Source organism: Citrobacter rodentium NBRC 105723 = DSM 16636, assembly GCF_021278985.1.
GTDB classification, from domain to species: Bacteria; Pseudomonadota; Gammaproteobacteria; order Enterobacterales; family Enterobacteriaceae; genus Citrobacter_A; species Citrobacter_A rodentium.
This window is the reverse complement of record NZ_CP082833.1, coordinates 5,006,907-5,031,149: the sequence shown is the minus strand read 5'-3', so window position 1 is coordinate 5,031,149 and position 24,243 is coordinate 5,006,907. Positions and strand designations below refer to the sequence as shown.

General features: G+C 54.4%; 20 protein-coding genes, 1 other RNA gene, 3 pseudogenes and 1 other annotated feature. Of the genes and pseudogenes, 10 read left to right on the top strand and 14 right to left on the bottom strand.

Annotation, left to right across the window (positions count from 1 at the left end; translation table 11 throughout):
- The first annotated feature begins 18 nt into the window (after positions 1–18).
- On the top strand, positions 19–1,305 hold the full coding sequence (gene amtB, locus K7R23_RS23990) for an ammonium transporter AmtB (RefSeq protein WP_012904860.1): 1,287 nt from the start codon (positions 19–21) through the stop codon (positions 1,303–1,305).
- Positions 1,306–1,435: 130 nt separating this feature from the next.
- On the opposite strand, the gene K7R23_RS23985 is transcribed toward amtB, so the two are convergent.
- Complete coding sequence (locus K7R23_RS23985) at positions 1,436–2,305, bottom strand: hypothetical protein (protein WP_012904861.1); 870 nt, start codon at positions 2,303–2,305, stop codon at positions 1,436–1,438.
- Positions 2,306–2,873: 568 nt separating this feature from the next.
- A complete protein-coding gene (tesB, locus tag K7R23_RS23980; protein ID WP_012904862.1) occupies positions 2,874–3,734 on the bottom strand; it encodes an acyl-CoA thioesterase II in 861 nt (286 codons plus the stop codon).
- 214 nt (positions 3,735–3,948) lie between these two features.
- Between tesB and K7R23_RS23975 the strand changes: the two genes are divergently transcribed.
- Positions 3,949–4,518, top strand: a complete 570-nt coding sequence (locus tag K7R23_RS23975; RefSeq protein WP_012904863.1) for a YbaY family lipoprotein — start codon at positions 3,949–3,951, stop codon at positions 4,516–4,518.
- Positions 4,519–4,549: 31 nt separating this feature from the next.
- Here the strand turns inward: K7R23_RS23975 and K7R23_RS23970 are convergent.
- Positions 4,550–4,939: pseudogene (locus tag K7R23_RS23970) on the bottom strand (MGMT family protein).
- 84 nt (positions 4,940–5,023) lie between these two features.
- Here K7R23_RS23970 and ffs point away from each other — a divergent pair.
- An RNA gene (ffs, locus tag K7R23_RS23965) (signal recognition particle sRNA small type) lies at positions 5,024–5,120 on the top strand.
- Positions 5,121–5,213: 93 nt separating this feature from the next.
- Here the strand turns inward: ffs and K7R23_RS23960 are convergent.
- Positions 5,214–6,764, bottom strand: coding sequence for an EAL domain-containing protein (locus tag K7R23_RS23960; RefSeq protein ID WP_012904865.1), 1,551 nt, complete (start codon positions 6,762–6,764; stop codon positions 5,214–5,216).
- Positions 6,765–6,931: 167 nt separating this feature from the next.
- Between K7R23_RS23960 and ykgO the strand changes: the two genes are divergently transcribed.
- A complete protein-coding gene (gene ykgO, locus K7R23_RS23955; protein WP_024132524.1) occupies positions 6,932–7,072 on the top strand; it encodes a type B 50S ribosomal protein L36 in 141 nt (46 codons plus the stop codon).
- Positions 7,073–7,112: 40 nt separating this feature from the next.
- Here ykgO and K7R23_RS23950 read toward each other — a convergent pair whose 3' ends face one another.
- From K7R23_RS23950 to acrA, 6 genes are all read right to left on the bottom strand, one after another.
- Positions 7,113–7,583 (bottom strand): YlaC family protein, encoded by a 471-nt coding sequence (locus tag K7R23_RS23950; protein ID WP_012904866.1) that lies wholly within the window; start codon positions 7,581–7,583, stop codon positions 7,113–7,115.
- Positions 7,584–7,683: 100 nt separating this feature from the next.
- The gene (maa, locus tag K7R23_RS23945) at positions 7,684–8,247 is read right to left on the bottom strand and encodes a maltose O-acetyltransferase (protein WP_012904867.1); all 564 of its coding nucleotides are present in this window, start codon (positions 8,245–8,247) and stop codon (positions 7,684–7,686) included.
- A gap of 177 nt (positions 8,248–8,424) precedes the next feature.
- Positions 8,425–8,643 carry an HHA domain-containing protein gene (locus tag K7R23_RS23940; RefSeq protein WP_002892050.1) on the bottom strand — a complete coding sequence of 73 codons (219 nt, stop codon included), beginning with the start codon at positions 8,641–8,643 and terminating at the stop codon, positions 8,425–8,427.
- Between the two features lie 27 nt (positions 8,644–8,670).
- Positions 8,671–9,045, bottom strand: a complete 375-nt coding sequence (tomB, locus tag K7R23_RS23935) for an Hha toxicity modulator TomB (RefSeq protein ID WP_012904868.1) — start codon at positions 9,043–9,045, stop codon at positions 8,671–8,673.
- Between the two features lie 493 nt (positions 9,046–9,538).
- Positions 9,539–12,688 carry a multidrug efflux RND transporter permease subunit AcrB gene (gene acrB, locus K7R23_RS23930; protein WP_012904869.1) on the bottom strand — a complete coding sequence of 1,050 codons (3,150 nt, stop codon included), beginning with the start codon at positions 12,686–12,688 and terminating at the stop codon, positions 9,539–9,541.
- Between the two features lie 22 nt (positions 12,689–12,710).
- Positions 12,711–13,904 (bottom strand): multidrug efflux RND transporter periplasmic adaptor subunit AcrA, encoded by a 1,194-nt coding sequence (gene acrA / locus K7R23_RS23925; RefSeq protein WP_012904870.1) that lies wholly within the window; start codon positions 13,902–13,904, stop codon positions 12,711–12,713.
- 141 nt (positions 13,905–14,045) lie between these two features.
- Between acrA and acrR the strand changes: the two genes are divergently transcribed.
- Both acrR and mscK read left to right on the top strand, forming a co-directional pair.
- Positions 14,046–14,717: a multidrug efflux transporter transcriptional repressor AcrR gene (gene acrR, locus K7R23_RS23920; RefSeq protein WP_012904871.1), complete on the top strand. Its 672-nt coding sequence runs from the start codon at positions 14,046–14,048 to the stop codon at positions 14,715–14,717.
- A gap of 102 nt (positions 14,718–14,819) precedes the next feature.
- A complete protein-coding gene (mscK, locus tag K7R23_RS23915) occupies positions 14,820–18,182 on the top strand; it encodes a mechanosensitive channel MscK (protein ID WP_012904872.1) in 3,363 nt (1,120 codons plus the stop codon).
- A 37-nt stretch (positions 18,183–18,219) separates the two neighbouring features.
- Here the strand turns inward: mscK and K7R23_RS23910 are convergent.
- Positions 18,220–18,729 (bottom strand): annotated as a pseudogene (locus tag K7R23_RS23910) (Rpn family recombination-promoting nuclease/putative transposase); the annotation flags it as partial.
- Between the two features lie 32 nt (positions 18,730–18,761).
- Here K7R23_RS23910 and K7R23_RS23905 point away from each other — a divergent pair.
- The gene (locus K7R23_RS23905) at positions 18,762–19,730 is read left to right on the top strand and encodes an IS5 family transposase (RefSeq protein ID WP_012904651.1); all 969 of its coding nucleotides are present in this window, start codon (positions 18,762–18,764) and stop codon (positions 19,728–19,730) included.
- 44 nt (positions 19,731–19,774) lie between these two features.
- Here K7R23_RS23905 and K7R23_RS23900 read toward each other — a convergent pair.
- The 3 genes and pseudogenes from K7R23_RS23900 to priC all read right to left on the bottom strand — a co-directional run.
- Positions 19,775–20,197: pseudogene (locus K7R23_RS23900) on the bottom strand (Rpn family recombination-promoting nuclease/putative transposase); the annotation flags it as partial.
- A 68-nt stretch (positions 20,198–20,265) separates the two neighbouring features.
- Entirely contained in the window at positions 20,266–20,433 is a 168-nt protein-coding gene (gene rsmS, locus K7R23_RS23895) for a pleiotropic regulatory protein RsmS (RefSeq protein ID WP_012904873.1), read from the bottom strand.
- 14 nt (positions 20,434–20,447) lie between these two features.
- Positions 20,448–20,975 (bottom strand): primosomal replication protein N'', encoded by a 528-nt coding sequence (priC, locus tag K7R23_RS23890; protein WP_012904874.1) that lies wholly within the window; start codon positions 20,973–20,975, stop codon positions 20,448–20,450.
- A gap of 69 nt (positions 20,976–21,044) precedes the next feature.
- Between priC and K7R23_RS23885 the strand changes: the two genes are divergently transcribed.
- The 3 genes from K7R23_RS23885 to dnaX all read left to right on the top strand — a co-directional run bounded on the left by K7R23_RS23885 (position 21,045) and on the right by dnaX (position 24,198).
- Positions 21,045–21,422 carry a DUF454 family protein gene (locus tag K7R23_RS23885; protein ID WP_024132527.1) on the top strand — a complete coding sequence of 126 codons (378 nt, stop codon included), beginning with the start codon at positions 21,045–21,047 and terminating at the stop codon, positions 21,420–21,422.
- A 204-nt stretch (positions 21,423–21,626) separates the two neighbouring features.
- Positions 21,627–22,178, top strand: a complete 552-nt coding sequence (gene apt / locus K7R23_RS23880; protein WP_012904876.1) for an adenine phosphoribosyltransferase — start codon at positions 21,627–21,629, stop codon at positions 22,176–22,178.
- Positions 22,179–22,266: 88 nt separating this feature from the next.
- Positions 22,267–24,198: a DNA polymerase III subunit gamma/tau gene (dnaX, locus tag K7R23_RS23875; RefSeq protein ID WP_012904877.1), complete on the top strand. Its 1,932-nt coding sequence runs from the start codon at positions 22,267–22,269 to the stop codon at positions 24,196–24,198.
- Positions 23,531–23,595 (top strand) — a sequence feature (DnaX frameshifting element). Its footprint overlaps the gene before it by 65 nt.
- Positions 24,199–24,243 lie beyond the last annotated feature (45 nt).

The window sequence follows — 24,243 nt, the reverse complement described above, 5'->3', positions numbered from 1 at the left end:
GTAACGGGAAACGACAAAATGAAGATAGCAACGATGAGAACGGGTCTGGCTACGCTGGCGATGCTGCCAGGTCTTGCAATGGCGGCGCCAGCGGTGGCCGATAAAGCCGACAACGCGTTTATGATGATTTGCACCGCGCTGGTGCTGTTTATGACCATACCGGGCATTGCCCTGTTCTACGGCGGCCTGATCCGCGGTAAGAACGTGCTGTCAATGCTGACCCAGGTTACCGTCACCTTCGCGCTGGTGTGCATTATGTGGGTGGTTTTTGGCTATTCGCTCGCCTTCGGGGAAGGGAACAACTTCTTCGGCAACGTGAACTGGGTGATGCTCAAGAATATTGAGCTGACCGCGGTGATGGGCAGTATTTACCAGTACATTCACGTTGCTTTCCAGGGCTCATTTGCCTGTATTACCGTCGGGCTGATCGTCGGGGCGCTGGCGGAGCGCATCCGTTTCTCCGCCGTGCTGATCTTCGTGGTGGTCTGGCTGACGCTCTCCTATATTCCGATTGCCCATATGGTATGGGGCGGCGGCCTGCTGGCGTCGCACGGCGCGCTGGACTTCGCCGGCGGCACGGTGGTACATATCAACGCGGCGATTGCCGGTCTGGTTGGCGCGTATCTGATCGGCAAGCGGGTGGGCTTTGGCAAAGAGGCGTTTAAACCGCATAACCTGCCGATGGTGTTTACCGGTACGGCAATCCTTTACGTCGGCTGGTTTGGCTTTAACGCCGGGTCGGCGGGAACGGCGAATGAAATTGCGGCGCTGGCGTTTGTGAATACGGTAGTGGCGACGGCGGCGGCGATTCTCGGCTGGATCTTCGGCGAATGGGCGCTGCGGGGGAAACCGTCGCTGCTCGGCGCCTGCTCCGGCGCGATTGCCGGTCTGGTTGGCGTGACGCCTGCCTGCGGCTATATCGGCGTCGGCGGCGCGCTGATTATCGGCGTGGTTGCCGGGTTAGCCGGTTTGTGGGGCGTCACCATGCTCAAGCGCCTGCTGCGCGTTGACGACCCGTGCGATGTGTTCGGCGTTCACGGCGTCTGCGGGATTGTCGGCTGTATTCTGACCGGCGTATTCGCTTCCGGCGCGCTGGGCGGCGTGGGCTTTGCCGACGGCGTGACGATGGCGCACCAGGTGCTGGTACAGCTGGAAAGCATCGCCATTACGATTGTCTGGTCCGGGGTGGTCGCTTTTATTGGCTACAAGCTGGCGGATATGACCGTCGGGCTGCGCGTACCAGAAGAGCAGGAGCGCGAGGGGCTGGACGTCAACAGCCACGGCGAGAACGCATATAACGCGTAATGAAAAATGCCCGGTGGCGCGTTTGTATGATCGGACCTGACGCCGGTTTTTCATAACCCCACAGGGCGCTGTATGAAGATGCTTACTGCCAGAGAATGACCGATATCGCTGCGCAAACCATTTACAAGGATTAAATAATAAGGAGTTTGTCAGCGATGGCCATCCACCCTGCGGGTTCTTTTATCAGCTTTTCGACGTGATGCTGACCCCAGATAAAACCCGTCAACCCGCGTCGTTCGAAGAGCTCAAACAGGATCTGCCGGGCAGGTCCTGTATCCTCTTTTTTGCGTTGACCCAGCGTTTCAATAAGAATAGTTTCCTGCATCGCCCGCCAGTGAAGATCCATGGCAGTAAAACGACACACATTGGAGTATTTGAAACTGATGCCGACCTTTGCCGCTGCACTCACCGCGCCGCTAATAATAGAGACAGCGGTTGAAAGCGCCGGTATTGCACTTATCACAGCGGTACTCACCTGCCCGCCACGAACAGCAAGCTTTAGATTCTTCATCGTGATAATGACATCAATCCAGGCCTGGATTGTCGCACTCTCTTTATGCGCTGAAGCAATATTGCGCAGACCGGTGAGGTGCTTTAAGGTAGAGGCGCAAGCGGCGCCGCCCTGGCCCACAACCCCGATATCGACGCAAGTAACCAGAGACGCACCGGCGCCCGCCACGGCGACTGCCGTTGAGGCGGCAGAGACATAGCCCCGTTTTTTCAAATACTGAATGGTTTCCGGGCTGAGTGCCTCATCGTGCTTATTCCATACAAACCACGGGTTTGGAATCGGCACTGCCGGATGATTGTTGATAAAACTATATATTTCATGAATTATTGCACTTGAGGTATTAAGTACTGGTAGGCTTGTCAGCGTATCAATCAGCGCAGTACCTCCGTCAGCAATAGCCCATAAAAGCTCATTTTTATCAAAATCTTCTTTTGAAACTTCTTCGATTTTGCGCCGAATTTCTTTGTAGTCAGTGATGACGTCAACCATGGGATATCCTTATATTTTTTGCATGGAAAAAGGAATGTAAAACAACGACTAAATAAATAATTCCCGCATAATAAGCAAAGCTCATTAATACTACTTTAGTCTTTGTTAAACAACACTTATTTTCCAGCCATAAAACTGACTGGCTACCGCTCGTAAAATAATGTTTTTATATTTAAATTTTAAAAATAAATTATATCTATACCATGAATGAAAATTGACTATTAATTAATAGAACAAGGGGAATTCATTTAAAGGAGTTGATGGTTTTCATAGTTGATATATAACTGACAGGGATATATAAGCCTGAAGGGGCGGACTCAAAGATACGTCTCGACGGGAGATAACGCGATCGCGTTCTCATCGGTGTACCTGAAAGGATATCAGTTACGAAACTGAAAATTTATATGCTTTCAGCGTTTCCACAGCGACTACTGTGTTGTTACAGATAGAGTTGTCCCTGAATCTATGTCAGTTATAACGGTTACCCATGTTCCGGTTCATACCCGCAGCTTACCCGAGCTGCGGGCTCTCCGGGCCGGATAAGGCATAGCCGCCGTCCGGCACGCTTTTAGTTGCGATTGCGCATTACCCCTTCCTGCACGGTCGAAGCGACCAGCACGCCCTCCTGGGTATAAAACTCACCGCGGACAAACCCCCTGGCGCTGGATGCCGAGGTGCTTTCCACGCTGTACAGCAGCCACTGGTTCAGATCGAACGGGCGGTGGAACCACATGGAGTGGTCGATGGTGGCAATCTGAATACCTTTCTCCAGAAAACCCATTCCGTGCGGCTGTAGCGCAACCGGCAGGAAATTGAGATCCGAGGCATAACCCAGCAGATACTGATGGACGCGAATATCATCCGGCAGCGCGCCGTTGGCGCGGATCCACACCTGACGAGCCGGTTCAGCGACGTGACCTTTTAACGGATTATGAAATTCAACGGGACGCACCTCTAGCGGGCGGTCGCAGAGAAATTTATCTTTCAGCGCCTGCGGCAGCAGATGCGCCAGCGTTTGCGCGATTTCGGTTTCCGATTTCAGCCCGTCAGGGGCAGGGGCGTGCGGCATGGTTTTCTGATGCTCAAAGCCGCCTTCCGGCGCCTGGAACGAGGCGGTCATGTAAAAAATCGGCTTCCCGTTTTGCACAGCGGCGACCCGGCGGGCGCTGAAGCTGTTGCCGTCGCGTAGCACCTCGACATCATAAATAATCGGCTTCTGGCTGTCGCCGGGGCGTAAAAAGTAGCTGTGGAAAGAGTGAACCAGACGCTCCTGCGGCACGCTCTCTTTCGCCGCATACAGCGCCTGGCCGACAACCTGACCGCCAAATACCTGGCGTAATCCTAAGTCTTCACTTTGGCCGCGAAAGAGTCCTTCCTCAATTTTTTCCAGATTCAATAATGTCAGCAAATTATTCAGTGCCTGACTCATACGTGCTCTCCAGGTAACAACGACGCCGAAGCGAGAATAGGCAGAGTATAACCCAATTTAGTGAGTGGTCCGACGGGTGCAATAGTCTGAATGAAGGGCTTATTCCAGGCAAAAATCAGTGATATGTGCCACACTTATTGACGTTATGTATTTGTTAACCACTCTTCCGGCGGGGGGAAAGGCCTGCTGGTGCATTGATGATAAGGAGAATTGAATGAAACTCGTGCACATAGTAAGTGGTTTAGCGGTTGCGGTGTCACTGGCTGCCTGCGCGGATAAAAGCGCGGATATTCAGACGCCAGCGCCAAACCCGAACACTTCCATTAATGCTACACAGTCAACTATTCAGCAGCCTAATGTTTCAGGTACCGTATGGATCCGTCAGAAAGTAGCTTTGCCGCCTGACGCCGTCCTGACCGTCACCCTGTCCGACGCTTCGCTGGCCGATGCGCCGTCGAAAGTGCTGGCGCAGAAGGCGGTGCGTACCGAAGGTAAACAGGCGCCGTTCAGCTTCGTGCTGCCGTTTAACCCGGCCGACGTTAAGCCTAATGCCCGCATTCTGCTGAGCGCGGCGATTACCGTGAATGACAAGCTGGTATTTATTACCGATACCGTTCAGCCGGTGCTCAACCAGGGCGGAACGAAAGCTGACCTGACGCTGGTTCCGGTCCAGCAGACGGCGGTGCCTGTACAGGCAAGCGGCGGCGCGACTACTACCGTGCCGTCAACCTCGCCGACGCAGGTTACGCCATCCTCTGCCGTACCTGCGCCAACGCAGTTCTGAGTCTGCTTTGACCCTCTCCGCCCGGAGAGGGTCAGTAAATCCAGCGGTAACGCTGCAAATCAATTTTCCCGCTTCCCGAAACCTGTATCCCTTCAGACAATAACGCCTGACGCTGGCGTTGAAGATCCGGTCCGGTTAATGAAATGGCACCGTGTCGGTTCACCACCCGATGCCAGGGCAGGGTGCTGCCTTCCGGTAATCGTTTAAGTACGCCGCCCACCTGACGCGCCGCCCGCGGCGAGCCGGCGAGCTTCGCCACGTCGCCATAGGTGGTGACGCAGCCCTCGGGAATAGAGGCAACGATTTGCCAGACCCGCTGGGGGAAAGTATCTTGTCTGTCCATTGATTTTTCCTGCGCTAATCCTTCAGCATAATGGTGAACGGCCCCGGCGTGAAGCTACATTGCGCAAGAAAACAGCATCCGACGTCCGATAGCTTGCAATTGCCAGAGGCAGCAGTGATAATGCGCCTGCGCGTTGGTTCACAACGCTCTCAATGGGGGCTCTGTTGGTTCTCCCGCAACGCTACTCTGTTTACCAGGTCAGGTCCGGAAGGAAGCAGCCAAGGCAGATGACGCGTGTGCCGGGATGTAACTGGCAGGGCCCCCACCCAATTCTGCCGTCCGGCAAAGCCTGTTGCTTGTTATATTCCCGGCTTCGCGCAGGCGGCACGCTTCCCGCGTCGGCATATCGTCGCTAAAGGCGTTTCTCCGCCCACAGGATAAACTCCGCCTTCGGCAACGCTTTGCTGTACAGCCAGCCCTGTCCATAATGGACGCCGTGCTGGCGTAGCCACTCTTCCTGTTTTGCCGTTTCAATGCCCTCCGCTATCATTTTCAGCTTCAGCGCTTTCGCCATTTCAATGATATGCGGCGTTACGTTCTTATATTCCAGCGCATCCACGAACGATTTGTCGATTTTAAGGATATCCACCTCCAGATTCTGTAGATAGCTGAGGCTGGAATAACCGGTGCCGAAGTCGTCAATGTAAACAGCATGTCCCGCTTTACGATAGCGGGCGACAATTGGCGAGCTGGTTTTCGGATCGGCAAATTCGCGTTCCGTCAGCTCAAGTGCGATCTGCGAGGGGGCGATCTGGTGTCGGTTAAGCAAGGTGCTTAATAACGCCGGCAGCTTTTCAGAGGCCAGATCCTCCGACTCTATATTGATTGAAATGTGCTGCTCCGGGTGCTGCCGCAGCCATTTTCCCATCTCTTCAAATACCGTTTCGATAATAAGACGGGTGAGTGGTTCTGTCAGGCCGGTCTGCTCCGCCAGTGGAATGAAAAAATCCGGCGAGAGGTAGCAACCATCAGGCTGCGGCCAGCGCGCCAGGGCCTCGGCCCCGACCACTTTACCGCTGGCGAGCGAAACAACAGGCTGATAGTGAACCTTAATGTTGCGGTTGTGTATCGCATCCCGTAGCCGATGGTGTGGAGACTGGAGGCGACGCAGAATACGAAAAATAAGTACCGCAGCCAGCAGGCCTGGCGCAATCCCGGCCGGGATCCAGATTAATGCCTGCCGATACCAGATGTTATCCAGCGGATGCCGCGACGCCCAACTGACAATGGAAATCCCCATCTCCGGAAAGGGGCGGATCACATAAATGTTGCCGTGCCTCTCCAGCTGCCGGGGCGTCGTTTGTTGAGTGTATTGTAAAATGGCGGGCGGCAGCGCGTCGCTGCTGGCAATGACGCTATTTTGCTTAGCGCCGATAATCGCAACATCGATCTGCCATGCGCCAAAGGGGACGACGTCGATAAAAGAGGCGGGATCGATCATCACGATATAGCGCCCTTTTCCCAGCGCGGTCATATAACGCTCAATTCCCAGATCGTTGTGCTTCGTAAACCACGCGCGATAGCCGTCCGCGCTGATCCTCTGCGGGGGAGGGAAGACCACCGAGTGGCTCTCCTGTTCTAAAGAAGAGCAGCGTGGTGCGTTGTCTTCCAGATACAGCACTTCCTGGACATAGCGATAGCTGAAGGAAATTCGCCGCATAGCCAGTAAATGGTCATGCGTACAGGGCGTAACGTCAACCTTCTCAATTTCCTGAAGCGCTTTTTTAGCCTGCTGAACGACGCGTTCGGTACGTTCGTAGACAAGGGCGGAATAGTTATCCAGTTCCTCAATGAATTTCTTTTCGACCTGGCGTTGTGCAAGCCAGATACTCAATCCTACCGGCACAATAATGGAGAGGATAAGCACGCCTGCCGCCAGGCTGACCAGATGTCGTGTTGTCACGGCGATATCCTTATTAACGCGTCGTACAAAGAGTATATCCGATTGTGTTAAAAGCCCTGTAATCGATACCGTTAATATAAAAATTTTAATGGCGGAACATATTGAACCGCAGAGCAATCAGGGATAGAGTGTTGTTATGTTATATTGTAACAATTAAGAGGGAAACTATGCAGGTACTGAATTCTTTACGCAGTGCGAAGCAGCGCCATCCGGATTGTCAGTTAGTCCGGCGAAAAGGGCGTTTATATGTGATCTGCAAAACGAATCCGCGTTTTAAAGCGGTACAGGGGCGAAAGAAGCGGCGCTAAAATGCAGACGCGCGCCGGAGCAGACTTCCGGCGCGCGGAATCACGGTTGCGCTTCGGCGCGGGCGAGGGTGAAAATGTCGTAAAACGAGAGTTCGCCCTTGCGGCTTAACATCTTCTGTAACTGCGTCTTGTGCTCGTTAGCGACGCGGGGAGAGTGAAGAATGGTATTAATCAGCGTCGGAGGAACGAAACGCGTGTTGTACCACTCGCCGTTGTAGCAGACCCGCAGGTCCAGCACGTCGATATCTTCGTAACGATAGCGCGGGGCGACATCAAAAAAGAAGAAGCCGTTCAGCAGAATAAAAAGCACCACCAGCAGCCAGACCGAATCGACCAGCGTGTCTGATTGCAGCATAACCGCCAGCGTGGCAAGCCAGGCGATATACATGCCGATAAATAATCCGGGATGCTTACGGATAAAGCTGATACTAAAGCGCGGTCGATTATCGCGCTTTTCACGCTCATTCAGATCTTCAATGGTTTCGGTGAGCAGGCGTTGTATTTCTGTCATTCGTTGCCTTCGTGATTATAGCTGTTGCAGGTGACGCCCTATTTTAAGTAGGGCTTACAACTGAAGAAAGTAACAGATTAACCACAATTTAGCATAACAGTTACAATTCGCCGGAGAGGCGTTTGATGATCCGCGCCGGATTCCCGGCCACCACGACATCGTCGGGGACATTTTTCGTCACTACCGCGCCGGAGGCCACCACCACATTATCGCCAATCGTCACGCCAGGGTTAATTACCGCACGTCCGCCAATCCACACGTTATCACCAATGGTGACGGGCTTACCGAATTCCAGACCGCTGTTGCGTTCGGCGGCATCAAGAGGATGAGTGGCAGTATAAATATGCACGCCCGGCGCCAGCATGCAGTTATCACCTATATGAATCGGACAGACATCAAGCAATACGCAGTCAAAGTTGGCGTAAAACGCTTTGCCGAGAAAAATATTATAACCGTAGTCGCAGCGGAAGGAGGGCTCGATATAAGGGTTATCGCACCGGCCAAGCAGCGCGCTCAGAATCTCCCGGCGTTCGACTTTTTCATCCGGTGCGGTATGGTTATAGCGGTGAAGCCACTGGCGTGCTCGCAGTCTGTCCTGACATAAGGTTTCATCTGACGGGCGATACCGCTCACCCGCGATCATTTTTTGCTTTTCTGCACTCATTCCGACTCCACCGTAGGTTTAGGGTTAACTGACGCTCTACAGTAGAGGGAGAGTGACGGGCAGGGTACGTTCCCTGATTCATACTGTGACAGAATTCACATAGGTATTTCTGTGCTTAATACAAACCATAATAATGTTTCACGAAACATCCGAAACTTCTGATGAAAGGGGGATGTATTAGCGAATGAACTTCCACACGGAAGTGGGAATTTTGTCGTACAGTTTATTCATGGTTAATTCTGCAAGACGGTGATCCGCCGCTGAGTAAAATACGGCCAGTTCGTTGTCAGATAATTCATATTTATTTTTTTCAATCACACGCTCAAGTGTATCAATTGTCTGGCAGCGTCGTAAACGCATCAAGTAATCAGTTTTAGTTAATGGTTTATCGGACATAAATCTTACCTATGATTTTAATAGTATTTAACAAGACAAACTAACAGGATTCGCCCTAGTGGCAGTCACAAAGCAGCGAAACAAGCGGTTTCCCGATTTCCGCCATTTTTGCAGATCCTGCGTATTAATGCCGTAACTGCTGAACAACATAAATGTGTCGTCCAGATATTCATCGAGCTGCTCAATCAGCTTATTGTCCTCATTGTACTTAATCTTATAATTAAGTGCGAATGTGGCAATATGCTCTATCAGTTCGTTGAGTTGAAGGTTGATTGCCGAGGTTGGGTCGTTAACCCAGCCATGATTGCTTTCTTCAAGGTTTGCAAGGCTGTCATGATAAAGCGTTTCACAAAGAAATTTAAGCTGTGCGATATCATGTCTTTTGGGTGAGTATTCATCCATAACGCATCCCCTTCTTCGTGGTTTTAACTAACCGGACACCTTTCGGGATGGGTACTGCTAACAGACCTGGAACTTGCCCTCTCCTCCTGACGATTTAACTATAATCTACTCTAAAAAACTTTTCATCGTCATATTACGAAAAATTACAATTAAGTTAATAAAAGTACGACTTCGTTTAATCATTATAGCACGCCGTTTACCCGTCCCGAAAAGGGATATTTTTGTCAGAGCTGACTATTCATCAGCTTACCTTATCTTTTCATCAGCTTAGTCGACGTTGATCAAAACGCCAGTCAGTTTAATGCCAGGAATTGTCCTAATGTTGTAAGCGTAAAGAAAAAAATAAGATTGTGCTTACGCTGTTAAGAATAGCCTTGAGCGCGGTGGGGATTATCACTTTATTTTCTCGAGCGCGATAAAACGCGGTTTCAATAAAAGCCTTTAACTTTCGGACGAAAAAAAGGCCGCTTGCGCGGCCTTCAATACGTTATTGTCAGCGATGCTCTACGGCATGGCTGTGCTCAACGTCTTCACTCTTCCGGCTGAAGCGGCGGCGTACCACCACAAAGAAGACCGGAACGAAGAAGATAGCCAGCACGGTCGCGGTGACCATCCCGCCCATAACGCCCGTACCAACAGCGTTCTGCGCGCCGGAGCCTGCGCCGGAGCTGATAACCAGCGGCATAACGCCCAGAATGAACGCCAGCGAGGTCATCAGGATCGGACGTAAGCGCATACGCACCGCTTCCAGCGTCGCTTCTATCAGCCCTTTGCCTTCTTTATCCATCAGGTCCTTGGCGAATTCGACGATCAGTATCGCGTTCTTCGCCGACAGGCCAATGGTTGTGAGCAGGCCCACCTGGAAGTAGACGTCGTTGGTCAGTCCGCGGAAGGTTGCCGCCAACAGCGCGCCGATAACCCCCAGCGGAACGACCAGCATAACCGAGAACGGAATCGACCAGCTTTCATACAGCGCCGCCAGACAGAGGAAGACGACGATCAGCGAGATGGCATACAGGGCAGGGGCCTGGTTGCCCGACAGCCGTTCCTGATAGGACATCCCCGTCCAGTCATAGCCGATGCCGGATGGCAGCTTACTGGCCAGTTCTTCCATCATCGCCATCGCTTCACCGGTACTCTTACCTGGCGCCGCCTGGCCTAAAATTTCCATTGAAGGCAGACCGTTATAACGTTCCAGACGCGGTGAGCCGTACTCCCAGCGCGATGTAGAGAAGGCCGAGAACGGCACCATCTGACCATTGCTGCCGCGGACGTACCAGTTACCGATATCTTCCGGCAACATGCGGTATTTGGCCTGGGACATGACGTAAACTTTTTTCACACGACCGCGGTCGATAAAGTCGTTCACGTAGCTTCCGCCCCACGCTGCGCCGAGAGTGGTATTGATATCGCTGATAGAAACGCCCAGCGCCTGCGCTTTTTCCTGATCGATGTCGATCTTGAACTGCGGCGTATCTTCCAGACCGTTTGGACGTACCCCGACCAGCAGGTCCGGATGTTTCGCCACTTCGCCGAACAGCTGGTTACGCGCCTGGGTGAGTTTTTCATGCCCCAGACCCGCCTGGTCAATCAGCTGGAAGTCGAAACCGGTCGCCGTACCCAGCTCAACGATCGCTGGCAGGTTAAAGGCGAAGACCATCGCATCTTTAATCTGCGAGAAGGCCGCCGAAGCGCGTTGGGTAATCGCTTCAACTTTGTTCTCATCGCCCGGACGCTCGCCCCAGTCTTTCAGGGAGACGAAGGCGATACCGGTGTTCTGCCCGCGACCCGCAAAACCGAAGCCGTTAACCGCAAACACCGACTCAACGTTGGCTTTTTCTTTGGTCAGGAAATAGTCGGTCATCTCATCGAGAACTTTCTGCGTCCGTTCCTGAGTCGCACCGGCAGGTAACTGGGCCATGCTCAGGAATACCCCCTGGTCTTCATCCGGCAGGAAGGAGCTTGGCAGACGAACGAACAGAAAGGCCATGCCGACCACGATGATCAGATAAAGCAGCAGGTAACGACCGGTACTGCGCAGAATGTTGCCTACGCTGTCGGTGTAGTGATGCGTGCTCTTATCGAACATGCGGTTAAACCAGCCAAAGAAACCTTTTTTGCCTTCGCCATGATCGCCTTTGGCAACCGGCTTGAGCATGGTGGCGCACAGCGCTGGCGTCAGGATCAACGCGACCAGTACCGACAGCGCCATCGCGGAGACGATGGTGATGGAGAACTGACGGTAAATCGCCCCGGTTGAGCCGCCAAAGAAGGCCATCGGGATAAATACGGCTGACAGCACCATCGCGATACCCACCAGCGCGCCCTGAATCTGACCCATCGATTTCCGCGTCGCCTCCTTCGGCGGCAGTCCTTCTTCAGACATCACGCGCTCGACGTTCTCAACCACCACGATGGCGTCATCCACCAGCAGGCCGATGGCGAGCACCATCCCGAACATCGTCAGGGTGTTTATCGAGAAGCCGAACGCCGCAAGTACCGCAAAGGTTCCCAACAGTACCACCGGAACGGCGATGGTCGGGATCAGCGTCGCGCGGAAGTTTTGCAGGAACAGATACATCACCAGGAACACGAGGATGATCGCTTCCACCAGCGTTTTCACCACTTCGTGAATGGAGATTTTCACGAAAGGCGTGGTGTCATACGGATAAACGATTTTCAGACCCGACGGGAAGAACGGCTCCATCTTCACCAGTTCGGCGCGGATAGCCGACGCGGTATCCAGCGCGTTGGCGCCGGTCGCCAGTTTGATACCTAAACCGGAGGCTGGCTGGCCGTTAAACTTCGCAATAACGTCGTAGTTCTCGCCGCCCAGCTCGATTTTTGCAACGTCGCGCAGGCGAACCTGCGAACCATCCTGATTCACCTTCAGCAGAATTTTGCCGAACTCCTCGGTGGAGGTCAGACGCGTCTGGGCAATGATCGAGGCGTTAAGCTGCTGGCCTTTCACCGGCGGCGTACCGCCCAACTGGCCTGCCGCCACCTGGGCGTTCTGCGCTTTAATCGCGTTAATGACATCGACCGGGGTCAGCTGATAGTTGTTAAGCGCCGTCGGATCCATCCAGATACGCATCGCGTACTGCGAACCAAACAGCTGGACGTCGCCAACGCCGGAGGTACGGCTGATGGTGTCCTTCATGTTGGCGGCAACGTAGTCGGAAATATCTTCCTGGGTCATGGTGCCGTCGGTATTAATGACGCCAACCACCATCAGGAAGCTACTGGATGATTTCTCAACGCTCACGCCCTGTTGCTGAACTTCCTGCGGCAGCAGCGGCATCGCCAGCTGCAGTTTGTTCTGCACCTGCACCTGGGCGATATCCGCATCGGTGCCGGATTCAAACGTCAGGGTGATCTGCACCGTACCCGTGGAGTCACTGTTTGAGGACATGTACATCAGGTTATCGATACCGTTCATATTCTGTTCGATAACCTGCGTGACCGTGTCCTGCACGGTTTTGGCATCAGCGCCAGGGTAGGTTGCGGCGATCGTCACTGCGGGCGGCGCAATCGTTGGGTATTGCGCGACCGGCAGTTTGAGGATCGCAAGCCCCCCTGCCAACATGATGATAATGGCGATCACCCATGCGAATATGGGGCGATCGATAAAGAAATTAGGCATGTCTTAACGGCTCCTGTTTAAGTTAAGACTTAGACTGCTCAGGCTGGTTACCGTCGGCGGCTTGCTGTTTGTTATCCGCGGTAATCTCTTGCGCCTTCACCTGTACGCCAGGACGCACTTTTTGCAGACCGGTGACAACAACGCGATCGCCCGGCTTCAGCCCGTCGGTGACCAGCCATTTGTCGCCAATCGCCTGAGTGGCGACGATTTGACGGGTTTCCACTTTGTTATCCGCACCGACAACCAGCGCGGTTGCGTCGCCACGCGGCGTACGGGTCACCCCTTGTTGCGGCACCAGTAGCGCGTTGGGGTTAGTCCCTTCCTCCAGACGGGCGCGGACGAACATGCCCGGCAGCAGCGTGTGGTCAGGGTTAGGGAAGACGGCGCGTAGGGTGATAGACCCGGTGGTCTGATCGACGGTAACGTCTGAGAACTCAAGCGTGCCTGACTGCGGGAATTTAATGCCGTCGCTGGTCACCAGCTCGACTTTCGCCTTGCCGTTTTCCTGTTTCAGCGTTCCGTTAGCCAGCTCTTGCTTCAGGCGCAGGAAGTCATTGCTTGACTGGGTCACATCAACATAGATGGGATCAAGCTGCTGGACGGTCGCCAGCGCGGTAGCCTGACCGTTTTGCACCAGCGCGCCCTCGGTGACGGCCGATTTACCAATGCGTCCGCTAATCGGCGAGGTCACTTTGGTATAAGCCAGGTTGATACGCGCGGTTTCGACTGCGGCTTTCGCGGCCGTCACGGCGGCGTTTGCCTGCTGCGCATCCGCCAGCGCCTGGTCGTAATCCTGCTTACTGATGTACTGCGTGCCGATCAGTTTCTTATAACGGTTCACCGTGACCTGGGCAAGGCTGGCTGCGGCCTGGGCCTTCGCCAGATCGCCTTTCGCACTTTCGTAAGACGCCTGATAAGTCGCAGGATCAATCTGATAGAGAGATACACCTGCTTCGATATCGCTACCTTCTTCGAAATTACGCTTCAGGATAATACCGCTTACCTGAGGGCGAACTTCCGCAATGCGGAAAGCGCTGGTGCGACCCGGGAGTTCAGTGGTGATCTGTAGAGGTTCGGTTTTGAGCGTCACGACCCCAACTTCCGGCATCTGCTGCCCCCCTTGTTGGGCCTGTTTGTCGTCACATCCTGTTAGCGCTAAGCTGCCTGAGAGCATCAGAACGATCGCCAGAGGCGTTAACCCTCTGTTTTTGTTCATATGTAAACCTCGAGTGTCCGATTTCAAATTGATCAATGGTCAAAAGTCCACAAACCCATTGCTGCGTTTATATTATCGTCGTGCTATGGTACATACATTCATAAATGTATGTAAATCTAACGCCTGTAAAGTCACCGACATATGGCACGAAAAACCAAACAACAAGCGCAGGAAACACGACAACACATTCTGGATGTAGCGCTACGTTTGTTCTCGCAGCAAGGGGTATCTTCCACCTCGCTCGCGGAGATTGCAAAAGCCGCTGGCGTCACTCGCGGCGCAATCTATTGGCATTTCAAAAACAAGTCGGATTTATTTAGTGAAATCTGGGAGCTATCAGAATCCAACATTGGTGAGCTTGAGACTGAGTATCAGGCAAAATTCCCCGACGATCCACTATCAGTGTTGAGAGAAATTCTAGTTCATCTTCTTGAATCCACCGTGACGGAAGAGCGGCGACGTTTATTGATGGAAATTATATTCCACAAATGCGAATTCGTGGGAGAAATGGCCGTCGTGCAGCAGGCGCAGCGGAATATTTGTGTGGAAAGCTATGATCGCATTGAGCAAACGCTAACGCATTGTATCAATGCCAGAATGTTACCCGCCAATCTTCTCACGCGCCGCGCGGCGATTATTATGCGCGGCTACATTTCCGGGATTATGGAAAACTGGCTGTTTGCGCCGCATTCCTTTGATCTTAAAAAAGAAGCGCGGGATTACGTCGCTGTGTTGCTGGAAATGTTTATGTTTTGCCCGACGCTGCGGGCCGCCGCGCCTGACGCTTCCGCCGGAGCGGGACTCCAGGAATAGTCCTGGACGATTCCGCTGCCGCTATTCTGCCTCTGAGAGCCGTGATATTCTTGTGCGTTGACTATTTTCGGTCGTCTTTCCGGTTCAGAAACCCTCATTCACATGACTATGTTGCAGCTCTTCAAACGTTCATCGCGCCGCGTTTTTTTCATGGCGGCTGTTTGTCTCCTGGTATTGTCCTGCCCGCCACTGGTGCTTGCCCGCGCGTCGGCTAACGGCGACCTGCCCGCAAAGGCGGAAGTGCAAAGCCAGCTGGAAGCGCTCAATAAACAAAAGAGTCTTTCTCCGCTGGACAAGCTGGTGCAGCAGGATCTCACCGATACTCTCACCACGCTGGATAAAATCGAACAGGTAAAAGAGGAGACGGTACAGCTTCGCCAGAAGGTGACGCAGGCGCCGGAAAAAATGCGTCAGGCGACGGAAGCGCTTAACGCGCTGAGCGATGTGGATAATGATGACGAGACGCGCAAAACGCTCAGCACGCTGTCGCTGCGCCAGTTAGAGCTGCGCGTAGCGCAGGCGCTGGATGATTTACAGAATGCCCAGAACGACCTCGCCGCCTATAACAGCCAGCTGGTGTCGCTGCAAACGCAGCCTGAGCGGGTACAGAATGCGATGTATGCCGCTTCCCAGCAGCTTCAGCAAATCCGTAACCAGCTGGATGGCACCAGTGCCGGAGAATCTGCGTTGCGGCCAACCCAACAGGCGCTTTTACAGGCGCGGCAGGTGTTACTCAACGCCCAGATTGAGCAACAGCGCAAAAGCCTCGAAGGCAACACCGTGCTGCAGGATATGTTGCAAAAGCAGCGTGATTACGTCACCGCTAACAGCAATCGGCTTGAACATCAGCTGCAGTTATTGCAGGAAGCGGTAAACAGCAAGCGGCTGACGCTCACCGAGAAAACGGCGCAGGAGGCTATCTCGCCGGATGAAACCGCCCGTATCCAGGCCAATCCGCTGGTGCAACAGGAGCTGGATATTAACCATCAGCTCAGCCAGCGGCTGATTACCGCCACCGAGAATGGCAACTCGCTGATGCAGCAAAACATCAGGGTCAAAAACTGGCTGGATCGCGCGTTGCAATCTGAACGTAACATTAAAGAGCAAATCGCGGTGCTGAAAGGCAGTCTGCTGCTGTCGCGTATTTTATATCAGCAGCAGCAAACGTTGCCCTCGGCGGATGAACTCTCAGACATGACCAACCGCATTGCCGATTTGCGTCTTGAGCAGTTTGAGGTTAACCAGCAGCGTGATGCGCTGTTCCAGAACGATGCGTATGTCGCCAGACTGGAAGAGGGCCACGCCAGCGAGGTGAATGATGAAGTTCACGACGCGCTGCTACAGGTTGTCGATATGCGCCGCGAGCTGCTGGATCAGCTTAATAAACAGTTGGGCAATCAGCTGATGATGGCCATTAACCTGCAAATCAATCAGCAGCAGTTAATGAGCGTCTCGACCAGCCTGAAAGAGATCCTGACTCAGCAAATTTTCTGGGTAAACAGCAACCGCCCAATGGACTGGGACTGGATTAAGGCGTTTCCGCAAACTCTCAAAGAGCAGTTTAAGGCGATGAAAATCACCGTGAACTGGGAGAAAGCCTGGCCTGCGGTATTTATCGCCTTTCTCGCCGGCTTGCCGCTGTTGCTGATCGCCGGCGTGATTCGCTGGCGTCTGAAATGGCTGAAAGCTTATCAGCAGAAGCTTGCCGCTGCGGTCGGCTCTCTGCGTAACGACAGTCAGCTCAATACGCCGAAAGCGATTCTTATCGATCTGATTCGCGCTCTGCCGGTATGCCTGGCGATCCTCGCCCTCGGTCTGATATTGCTGACCATGCAGCTGAATATCAGCGATCTGCTGTGGGCGTTCAGCAAGAAGCTGGCTATTTTCTGGCTGGTCTTTGGCCTGTGCTGGAAAGTGCTCGAAAAAGATGGCGTGGCGATCCGTCACTTTGGCATGTCCGCGCAGCTGACCAGCCACTGGCGGCGCCAGATTGTGCGCGTTAGCCTGGCGCTGCTGCCGCTGCACTTCTGGTCGGTGATGGCGGAGCTTTCTCCGCTGCATCTGATGGACGATGTACTGGGGCAGGCGATGATTTTCCTCAACCTGCTGCTTATCGCGCTGTTGGTATGGCCGATGTGCCGTGAAAGCTGGCGTGATAAAGAGTCGCACAGTCTGCGTCTGGTCACCATTACCATTTTGTCGATTATTCCGCTCGCCCTGATGGTGCTGACCGCAACCGGCTATTTCTACACCACGTTACGTCTGGCAGGGCGCTGGATTGAAACGGTCTATCTGGTGATTATCTGGAACCTGCTGTATCAGACGGTATTACGTGGACTAAGCGTGGCGGCGCGGCGAATCGCCTGGCGTCGCGCGCAGGCCCGTCGGCAGAATCTGGTGAAAGAGGGGGCTGAAGGGCTGGAACCGCAGGAGGAGCCGGCTATCGCGCTGGAGCAGGTTAACCAGCAAACGCTGCGCATTACCATGCTGCTGATGGTATCCCTGTTCGCGGTTGTGTTCTGGGCGATTTGGTCCGATCTGATCACCGTGTTCAGCTATCTCGACAGCATCACGCTCTGGCACTATAACGGCACCGAAGCGGGCGCGGCGGTAGTGAAAAACGTGACGATGGGCAGTCTGCTGTTCGCCATTATCGCCTCAATGGTGGCCTGGGCGCTGATCCGCAACCTCCCGGGGCTGCTGGAGGTGCTGGTGCTCTCACGGCTGAAAATGCGCCAGGGAGCGTCGTATGCGATCACTACCATCCTGAATTACATCATTATCGCCGTCGGCGCGATGACGGTCTTTGGCTCGCTGGGCGTCTCGTGGGATAAATTGCAATGGCTGGCGGCGGCGCTGTCGGTCGGTCTCGGCTTTGGTTTACAGGAGATCTTCGGTAACTTCGTCTCCGGTCTGATTATCCTGTTTGAACGCCCGGTGCGGATTGGCGATACGGTGACCATCGGCACCTTCTCCGGCACCGTCAGTAAGATCCGCATTCGCGCGACGACCATCACCGATTTCGATCGCAAAGAGGTGATCATCCCCAATAAGGCGTTTGTCACCGAGCGTCTGATCAACTGGTCGCTGTCCGATACCACCACCCGTCTGGTGATCCGTATCGGCGTCGCCTACGGTTCGGACCTGGAAAAAGTGCGTAAAGTGCTGCAGCAGGCGGCGATGGAGCATCCGAAAGTGATGCACGATCCGCAGCCTGAAGTGTTTTTTACCACTTTCGGCGCCAGTACGCTGGATCATGAACTGCGTTTATATGTCCGCGAACTGCGCGATCGCAGCCGCACGGTGGATGAACTGAATCGCGCTATCGATCGTCTGTGTCGTGAAAACGACATCGATATCGCCTTTAACCAGCTTGAAGTGCATCTGCGCAACGAGAAGGGCGATGAAGTAAAAGAAGTGACGCGTGAGATAAAAGGCGACGATCCGACGCCTGCGATGGGCTAAGCGATTCAGGGGCGACAGCGGTCGCCCCGTCCCGTATTTACTTCGACAGCGCGGTCAACTCGTCGGCGCTCAGGCCGGTAAAACGGGAAATCGCAGCGGTGTCTATTCCCTCTTCCAGCATTTTTCGTGCGATGGCGCGGGCCTCCGCCTGACGGCCTTCCACCATACCAAGCTCTATCCCTTCAGTACGCCCTTTCTCTTCCAGCCATTCGGCAATCGTCATCAGTTGGTCCTTATACTGTGGCGCACTGCGGGCCAGTTGGCGAATCAGCGCACCGGGGTCTGCGGTATTACCTGCTTTCAGCATATAGTTGATCAACACGTTGAGTTGCGAATCGCTAAGACACTTCTGTGATAACAGGGTGATTAGCTGATCCAGTAATTCGCTCAGATCGCGCTGACGAATATGTTTTTGCAGGAGTTCCAGCATCGCTATCCGTTGATGCTGCAGGATCTGATTATCCGGAATATCCGTCAGGTCCACCAGTGGAAATTCGTTGCTGTAAAGCGTTTTTGCCATTTCCGGCTCGTTGAACATACTCTGCCAGGCTTTGTTGAATAAATCGAACTTTTGCTGAGTTGAAGGATCAGATCACGCATCCTCCCGACAACACAGACCATTCCGTGGCAAAGCAAAAGTTCAGAATCACCAACTGGTCCACCTACAACAAAGCTCTCATCAACCGTGGCTCCCTCACTTTCTGGCTGGATGATGAGGCGATTCAGGCCTGGTATGAGTCGGCAACACCTTCATCACGAGGAAGGCCCCAGCGCTATTCTGATCTCGCCATCACCACCGTTCTGGTGATTAAACGCGTATTCCGGCTGACCCTGCGGGCTGCGCAGGGTTTTATTGATTCCATTTTTGCCCTGATGAACGTTCCGTTGCGCTGCCCGGATTACACCAGTGTCAGTAAGCGGGCAAAGTCGGTTAATGTCAGTTTCAAAACGTCCACCCGGGGTGAAATCGCACACCTGGTGATTGATTCCACCGGGCTGAAGGTCTTTGGTGAAGGCGAATGGAAAGTCAGAAAGCACGGCAAAGAGCGCCGTCGTATCTGGCGAAAGTTGCATCTTGCTGTTGACAGCAACACACATGAAGTTGTCTGTGCAGACCTGTCGCTGAATAACGTCACGGACTCAGAAGCCTTCCCGGGCCTTATCCGGCAGACTCACAGAAAAATCAGGGCAGCCGCGGCAGACGGGGCTTACGATACCCGGCTCTGTCACGATGAACTGCGCCGCAAAAAAATCAGCGCGCTTATTCCTCCCCGAAAAGGTGCGGGTTACTGGCCCGGTGAATATGCAGACCGTAACCGTGCAGTGGCTAATCAGCGAATGACCGGGAGTAATGCGCGGTGGAAATGGACAACAGATTACAACCGTCGCTCGATAGCGGAAACGGCGATGTACCGGGTAAAACAGCTGTTCGGGGGTTCACTGACGCTGCGTGACTACGATGGTCAGGTTGCGGAGGCTATGGCCCTGGTACGAGCGCTGAACAAAATGACGAAAGCAGGTATGCCTGAAAGCGTGCGTATTGCCTGAAAACACAACCCGCTACGGGGGAGACTTACCCGAAATCTGATTTATTCAACAAAGCCACTCTGCCAGTTAAGACTGTAAGGCCGCGGGCTTTCAGGCCTCTGATAAAAGAGGATCGGCACCACCAGCGGCAAGGTTTTATGCCCGGCATCAAGGTGGCGCTGCATCGCTGCAATGGCATAGCGCATTAAGCGGAAGGCCATAAATTTATCCGTCGAACTCTGGTGCTCAATCAGCGCATAAACGTAGCCCGGGCCCTGGCTGGTCTGTACAGAGTAGAGAATATCGGAGTAGCGGTTGCGTAAATCCTCTTCAATAAAGCTTCCAGATTCCAGCTTCAGGGTATCCAGACTGCAGATGTGCAGGAAGCTGTCAGGTAAATGAATCTGCAGAAAATCCTTCGCGACGGCTTTCTGCATAAGCATCTGCCGGAACACCGCGTCGTGTGGCGAAGTGGGAAGTCGTTCCATGATCTGTCCATTGTTGCGTTTCGTTACGACGAATTTGCCTTCTGCCGTAACGCGCCGCCAGATGGCTTTTACCCGCTTTGCGAGGCGCCTTCCGAGCTTTTTAGTTTATTTTCATAATCACGCATCACAATTTCCAGCGCGCGTAGCACCGTTCGGGGCGGAAGTTGATTTTCTTCCAACAACACAATCAAATCGACGGCCAGTTTGACTTCGTCCGGGGCGTTTTCCAGCGACATGTTTTCTCCGGGGATTAGCGGGTTAAGCGCGCCAGGACGCGTTCAATGTGATCCAGCGCCTGACGACAGCGCGTCAGGCGGCCTTCATAAATGACAACTTCGTGCTCAAGCGCCTGTTTCTCGCTCGGGCTGGCCGCTCCGTCCAGCCGGTTTTTACGCTGCCGGGTCATCTCCAGCAGGCGGCGCTCAAATTCCTGATGCTGAATACGTCGGCGCTGCCACTTTGCCAGCGCTGGCGAGGCGCTGTCCCATGCCCGAAGCGACCAGCTGGCGCTCTCCCGCGCGATAGCCTCCAGCTGCGAAGCGAGATGTTCCGCCAGCCAGACGACCTGCGGGCGTTGCTGCTGCAAAACGGCCTGCCGCAGCGCCTGAAGATTCGCCTCTGCTTCCTCCAGGCACGCCTGAAGGCAGGTACTTCGGGTATGAAAAAGATGGCGATCGAAACGGGGACTGAGCGTGGCGTGCTGTGCGACAGGCGCGCAACGCTGGCGCAGTTCGGCAAGCCGATCGTCCAGCTTTTGGAGCAGCATGGCGGTTTTCAATTCAACACTCCAATGAAAATGATAACTGTTATGCTAAAGTAGCGTTCTGGTTTGCGACATGCCTTTATTATGCAACGAATCTTTTTGATCATCACGGGCTGGCTGGCGGTTATTCTGGGAACGCTTGGCGTGGTATTGCCGCTCCTGCCGACGACGCCGTTTATTCTGCTGGCAGCCTGGTGCTTTGCCCGCTCGTCGCCGCGCTTTCATCAGTGGTTGCTGTACCGCTCCTGGTTTGGCAGCTATCTGCGCTACTGGCAAAAACATAAGGCGATGCCGCCTGGCGCGAAGCCGCGCGCGATTATCCTGATCTTGGTGACCTTTGGCGTCTCGCTCTGGCTGACGCCGATGCTGTGGGTGAGGATACTGCTGCTGGTTATTCTCGCCTGTTTGCTGATTTTTATGTGGCGAATTCCGGTGGTTGATGAAAAGCAACAAAAGCACTGAAGCATAATAAACGCGGTTGCAATTATTCCCGGTAGCCAGTAAATTCGACCGTTTTCGAGCACAGGCGCGCCTGGTCAAAGGTTAACCATTATGTTACTTTGGCTTTACAGACACATCATCATCCCGGGTGCATCAAAGCAGCCTGAAGGATGATAAGTAAAGCGCGCGATGTGAAGTAATACCGTATCAATCAGGCACACACTTATGACCGCGACTGCACAGCAGCTTGAGTTTCTCAAAAATAGCATTAAAAGCATTCAGGACTACCCAAAACCGGGCATTCTTTTCCGCGATGTTACCAGCTTGCTGGAAGACCCGAAGGCTTACGCGCTCAGCATTGAATTGCTGGTTGAGCGATATAAAAATGCGGGGATTACCAAAGTGGTTGGTACTGAAGCGCGCGGCTTCCTGTTTGGCGCGCCGGTGGCGCTGGGGCTGGGCGTCGGCTTCGTTCCGGTACGCAAACCGCGTAAGCTGCCGCGTGAAACCATTGACGAGAGCTACGAGCTGGAATACGGCACCGATCGGCTGGAAATCCACGTCGATGCGATTAGCCCTGGCGACAAAGTGCTGGTGGTTGACGATCTGCTGGCGACCGGCGGCACCATTGAAGCGACCGTGAAGCTGATCCGCCGTCTGGGCGGCGAAGTGCGCGATGCGGCGTTTATTATCAACTTACCGGATCTGGGCGGTGAAGCGCGCCTGGAGAAATCCGGTATCGCCAGCTACTCTCTGGTCTCCTTCGCCGGGCATTAATCCCGACGCCCACAATCTCGCTCATTGAGCGAGGTTGTGTTAGCATTCCCCCCTATGAATTCACCTTCCAGCGTTTCAGAGCCAGCCAATGAGTTATCAGGTTTTAGCCCGAAAATGGCGTCCACAATCCTTTGCTGACGTAGTCGGCCAGGAACATGTGCTGACCGCCCTGGCGAACGGCTTATCGTTAGGGCGTATTCACCACGCATATCTTTTTTCCGGTACCCGCGGGGTCGGTAAAACCTCTATCGCCCGTCTGCTGGCGAAGGGACTGAACTGCGAAACCGGGATTACCGCCACGCCTTGCGGCGTATGCGACAACTGCCGTGAAATCGAGCAGGGTCGGTTTGTCGATCTGATTGAGATTGATGCCGCGTCGCGCACCAAAGTAGAGGATACCCGCGATCTGCTGGATAACGTGCAGTACGCGCCTGCGCGCGGTCGTTTTAAAGTTTATCTGATCGACGAAGTGCACATGCTGTCCCGCCACAGCTTTAACGCGCTGCTGAAAACCCTTGAAGAGCCGCCGGCGCACGTAAAATTCCTGCTGGCGACCACCGATCCGCAGAAGCTGCCGGTGACTATTTTATCCCGCTGCCTGCAGTTCCATCTTAAGGCGCTGGATGTCGATCAGATCCGCCATCAGCTTGAGCACATTCTTGATGAAGAGCACATCGCGCATGAACCTCGCGCGCTGCAACTGCTCTCCCGCGCGGCGGACGGCAGCCTGCGCGATGCGCTCAGCCTGACCGATCAGGCCATCGCCAGCGGTGACGGCCAGATTACCACCCAGGCGGTGAGCGCGATGCTCGGTACGCTGGATGACGATCAGGCGCTGTCGCTGGTTGAAGCGGTGGTCGCCGCCGACGGCGAACGCGTGATGTCGCTGGTGAACGAGGCGGCGGCGCGGGGGATCGAATGGGAAGCGCTGCTGGTGGAAATGCTCGGCCTGCTGCACCGCATTGCGCTGGTCCAGCTTTCGCCCGCCGCGCTGGGTAGTGACATGGCGATGATTGAAGTGCGGATGCGTGAACTGGCGCGTACCGTACCGCCAACGGACGTACAGCTTTATTACCAGACGTTGCTGATTGGCCGCAAAGAGCTGCCTTACGCGCCGGATCGGCGGATGGGGGTGGAGATGACCCTGCTGCGCGCGCTGGCCTTCCACCCGCGTATGCCGTTGCCGGAACCGGAGACGCCGCGTCAGTCCTTTGCGCCCGTTGCCCCGACAGCGGTAATGAACCCGACGCAGGTGCCGCAACAGTCAGCGCCAGCGCCGCAGCAGACGCCAGCCGCGCCGTTGCCCGACGCCACCAGTCAGGTGCTGGCGGCGCGCAGTCAGCTGCAGCGCGCGCAGGGAGCAACCAAAGCAAAAAAGAGTGAACCGGCAGCCGCTACCCGCGCGCGGCCGGTGAATAACGCTGCGCTGGAGAGGCTGGCATCGGTTACGGAACGCGTGCAGGCGCGTCCGGCGCCGTCGGCGCTCGAACAGGCGCCGGCGAAAAAAGAGGCCTATCGCTGGAAGGCGACCACGCCGGTCGCCGAGGTGAAAAAGGTTGTCGCCACGCCGAAAGCGCTAAAGAAAGCGCTGGAGCATGAAAAGACGCCAGAGCTGGCGGCGAAGCTGGCAGCGGAGGCTATCGAACGCGATCCGTGGGCGGCGCAGGTCAGTCAGCTATCGCTGCCGAAGCTGGTTGAACAGGTGGCGCTCAACGCCTGGAAAAAAGAGAACGGCAACGCGGTCTGCCTGCATTTACGCTCCAGCCAGCGTCACCTGAACTCCGCGGGCGCGCAGCAAAAGCTGGCCGAAGCGCTGAGCGAGCTGGCGGGAACAACGGTTGAACTGACTATCGTAGAAGATGATAATCCGGCGACGCGTACGCCGCTGGAGTGGCGTCAGGCGATATATGAAGAAAAACTTGCGCAGGCGCGCGAGTCGATAGTTGCGGATAATAACATCCAGAACCTGCGTCGATTCTTTGATGCGGAGCTGGATGAAGAGAGTATTCGTCCCATTTGATCGTAAGCGAGGCTTACGATTGTTATCCCTTAACGTGATTGAGAG

What these genes read in the sequence shown, in the direction of transcription:
- K7R23_RS23985 (WP_012904861.1), bottom strand. Translation starts at nt 2,305, where the DNA reads ATGGTTGACGTCATCACTGACTACAAAGAAATTCGGCGCAAAATCGAA.
- acrR (WP_012904871.1), top strand. Translation starts at nt 14,046, where the DNA reads ATGGCACGAAAAACCAAACAACAAGCGCAGGAAACACGACAACACATT.
- tesB (WP_012904862.1), bottom strand. Translation starts at nt 3,734, where the DNA reads ATGAGTCAGGCACTGAATAATTTGCTGACATTATTGAATCTGGAAAAA.
- ykgO (WP_024132524.1), top strand. Translation starts at nt 6,932, where the DNA reads ATGCAGGTACTGAATTCTTTACGCAGTGCGAAGCAGCGCCATCCGGAT.
- K7R23_RS23950 (WP_012904866.1), bottom strand. Translation starts at nt 7,583, where the DNA reads ATGACAGAAATACAACGCCTGCTCACCGAAACCATTGAAGATCTGAAT.
- K7R23_RS23885 (WP_024132527.1), top strand. Translation starts at nt 21,045, where the DNA reads ATGCAACGAATCTTTTTGATCATCACGGGCTGGCTGGCGGTTATTCTG.
- acrB (WP_012904869.1), bottom strand. Translation starts at nt 12,688, where the DNA reads ATGCCTAATTTCTTTATCGATCGCCCCATATTCGCATGGGTGATCGCC.
- dnaX (WP_012904877.1), top strand. Translation starts at nt 22,267, where the DNA reads ATGAGTTATCAGGTTTTAGCCCGAAAATGGCGTCCACAATCCTTTGCT.
- K7R23_RS23940 (WP_002892050.1), bottom strand. Translation starts at nt 8,643, where the DNA reads ATGTCCGATAAACCATTAACTAAAACTGATTACTTGATGCGTTTACGA.
- rsmS (WP_012904873.1), bottom strand. Translation starts at nt 20,433, where the DNA reads ATGTCGCTGGAAAACGCCCCGGACGAAGTCAAACTGGCCGTCGATTTG.
- apt (WP_012904876.1), top strand. Translation starts at nt 21,627, where the DNA reads ATGACCGCGACTGCACAGCAGCTTGAGTTTCTCAAAAATAGCATTAAA.
- acrA (WP_012904870.1), bottom strand. Translation starts at nt 13,904, where the DNA reads ATGAACAAAAACAGAGGGTTAACGCCTCTGGCGATCGTTCTGATGCTC.
- maa (WP_012904867.1), bottom strand. Translation starts at nt 8,247, where the DNA reads ATGAGTGCAGAAAAGCAAAAAATGATCGCGGGTGAGCGGTATCGCCCG.
- amtB (WP_012904860.1), top strand. Translation starts at nt 19, where the DNA reads ATGAAGATAGCAACGATGAGAACGGGTCTGGCTACGCTGGCGATGCTG.
- mscK (WP_012904872.1), top strand. Translation starts at nt 14,820, where the DNA reads ATGACTATGTTGCAGCTCTTCAAACGTTCATCGCGCCGCGTTTTTTTC.
- tomB (WP_012904868.1), bottom strand. Translation starts at nt 9,045, where the DNA reads ATGGATGAATACTCACCCAAAAGACATGATATCGCACAGCTTAAATTT.
- K7R23_RS23975 (WP_012904863.1), top strand. Translation starts at nt 3,949, where the DNA reads ATGAAACTCGTGCACATAGTAAGTGGTTTAGCGGTTGCGGTGTCACTG.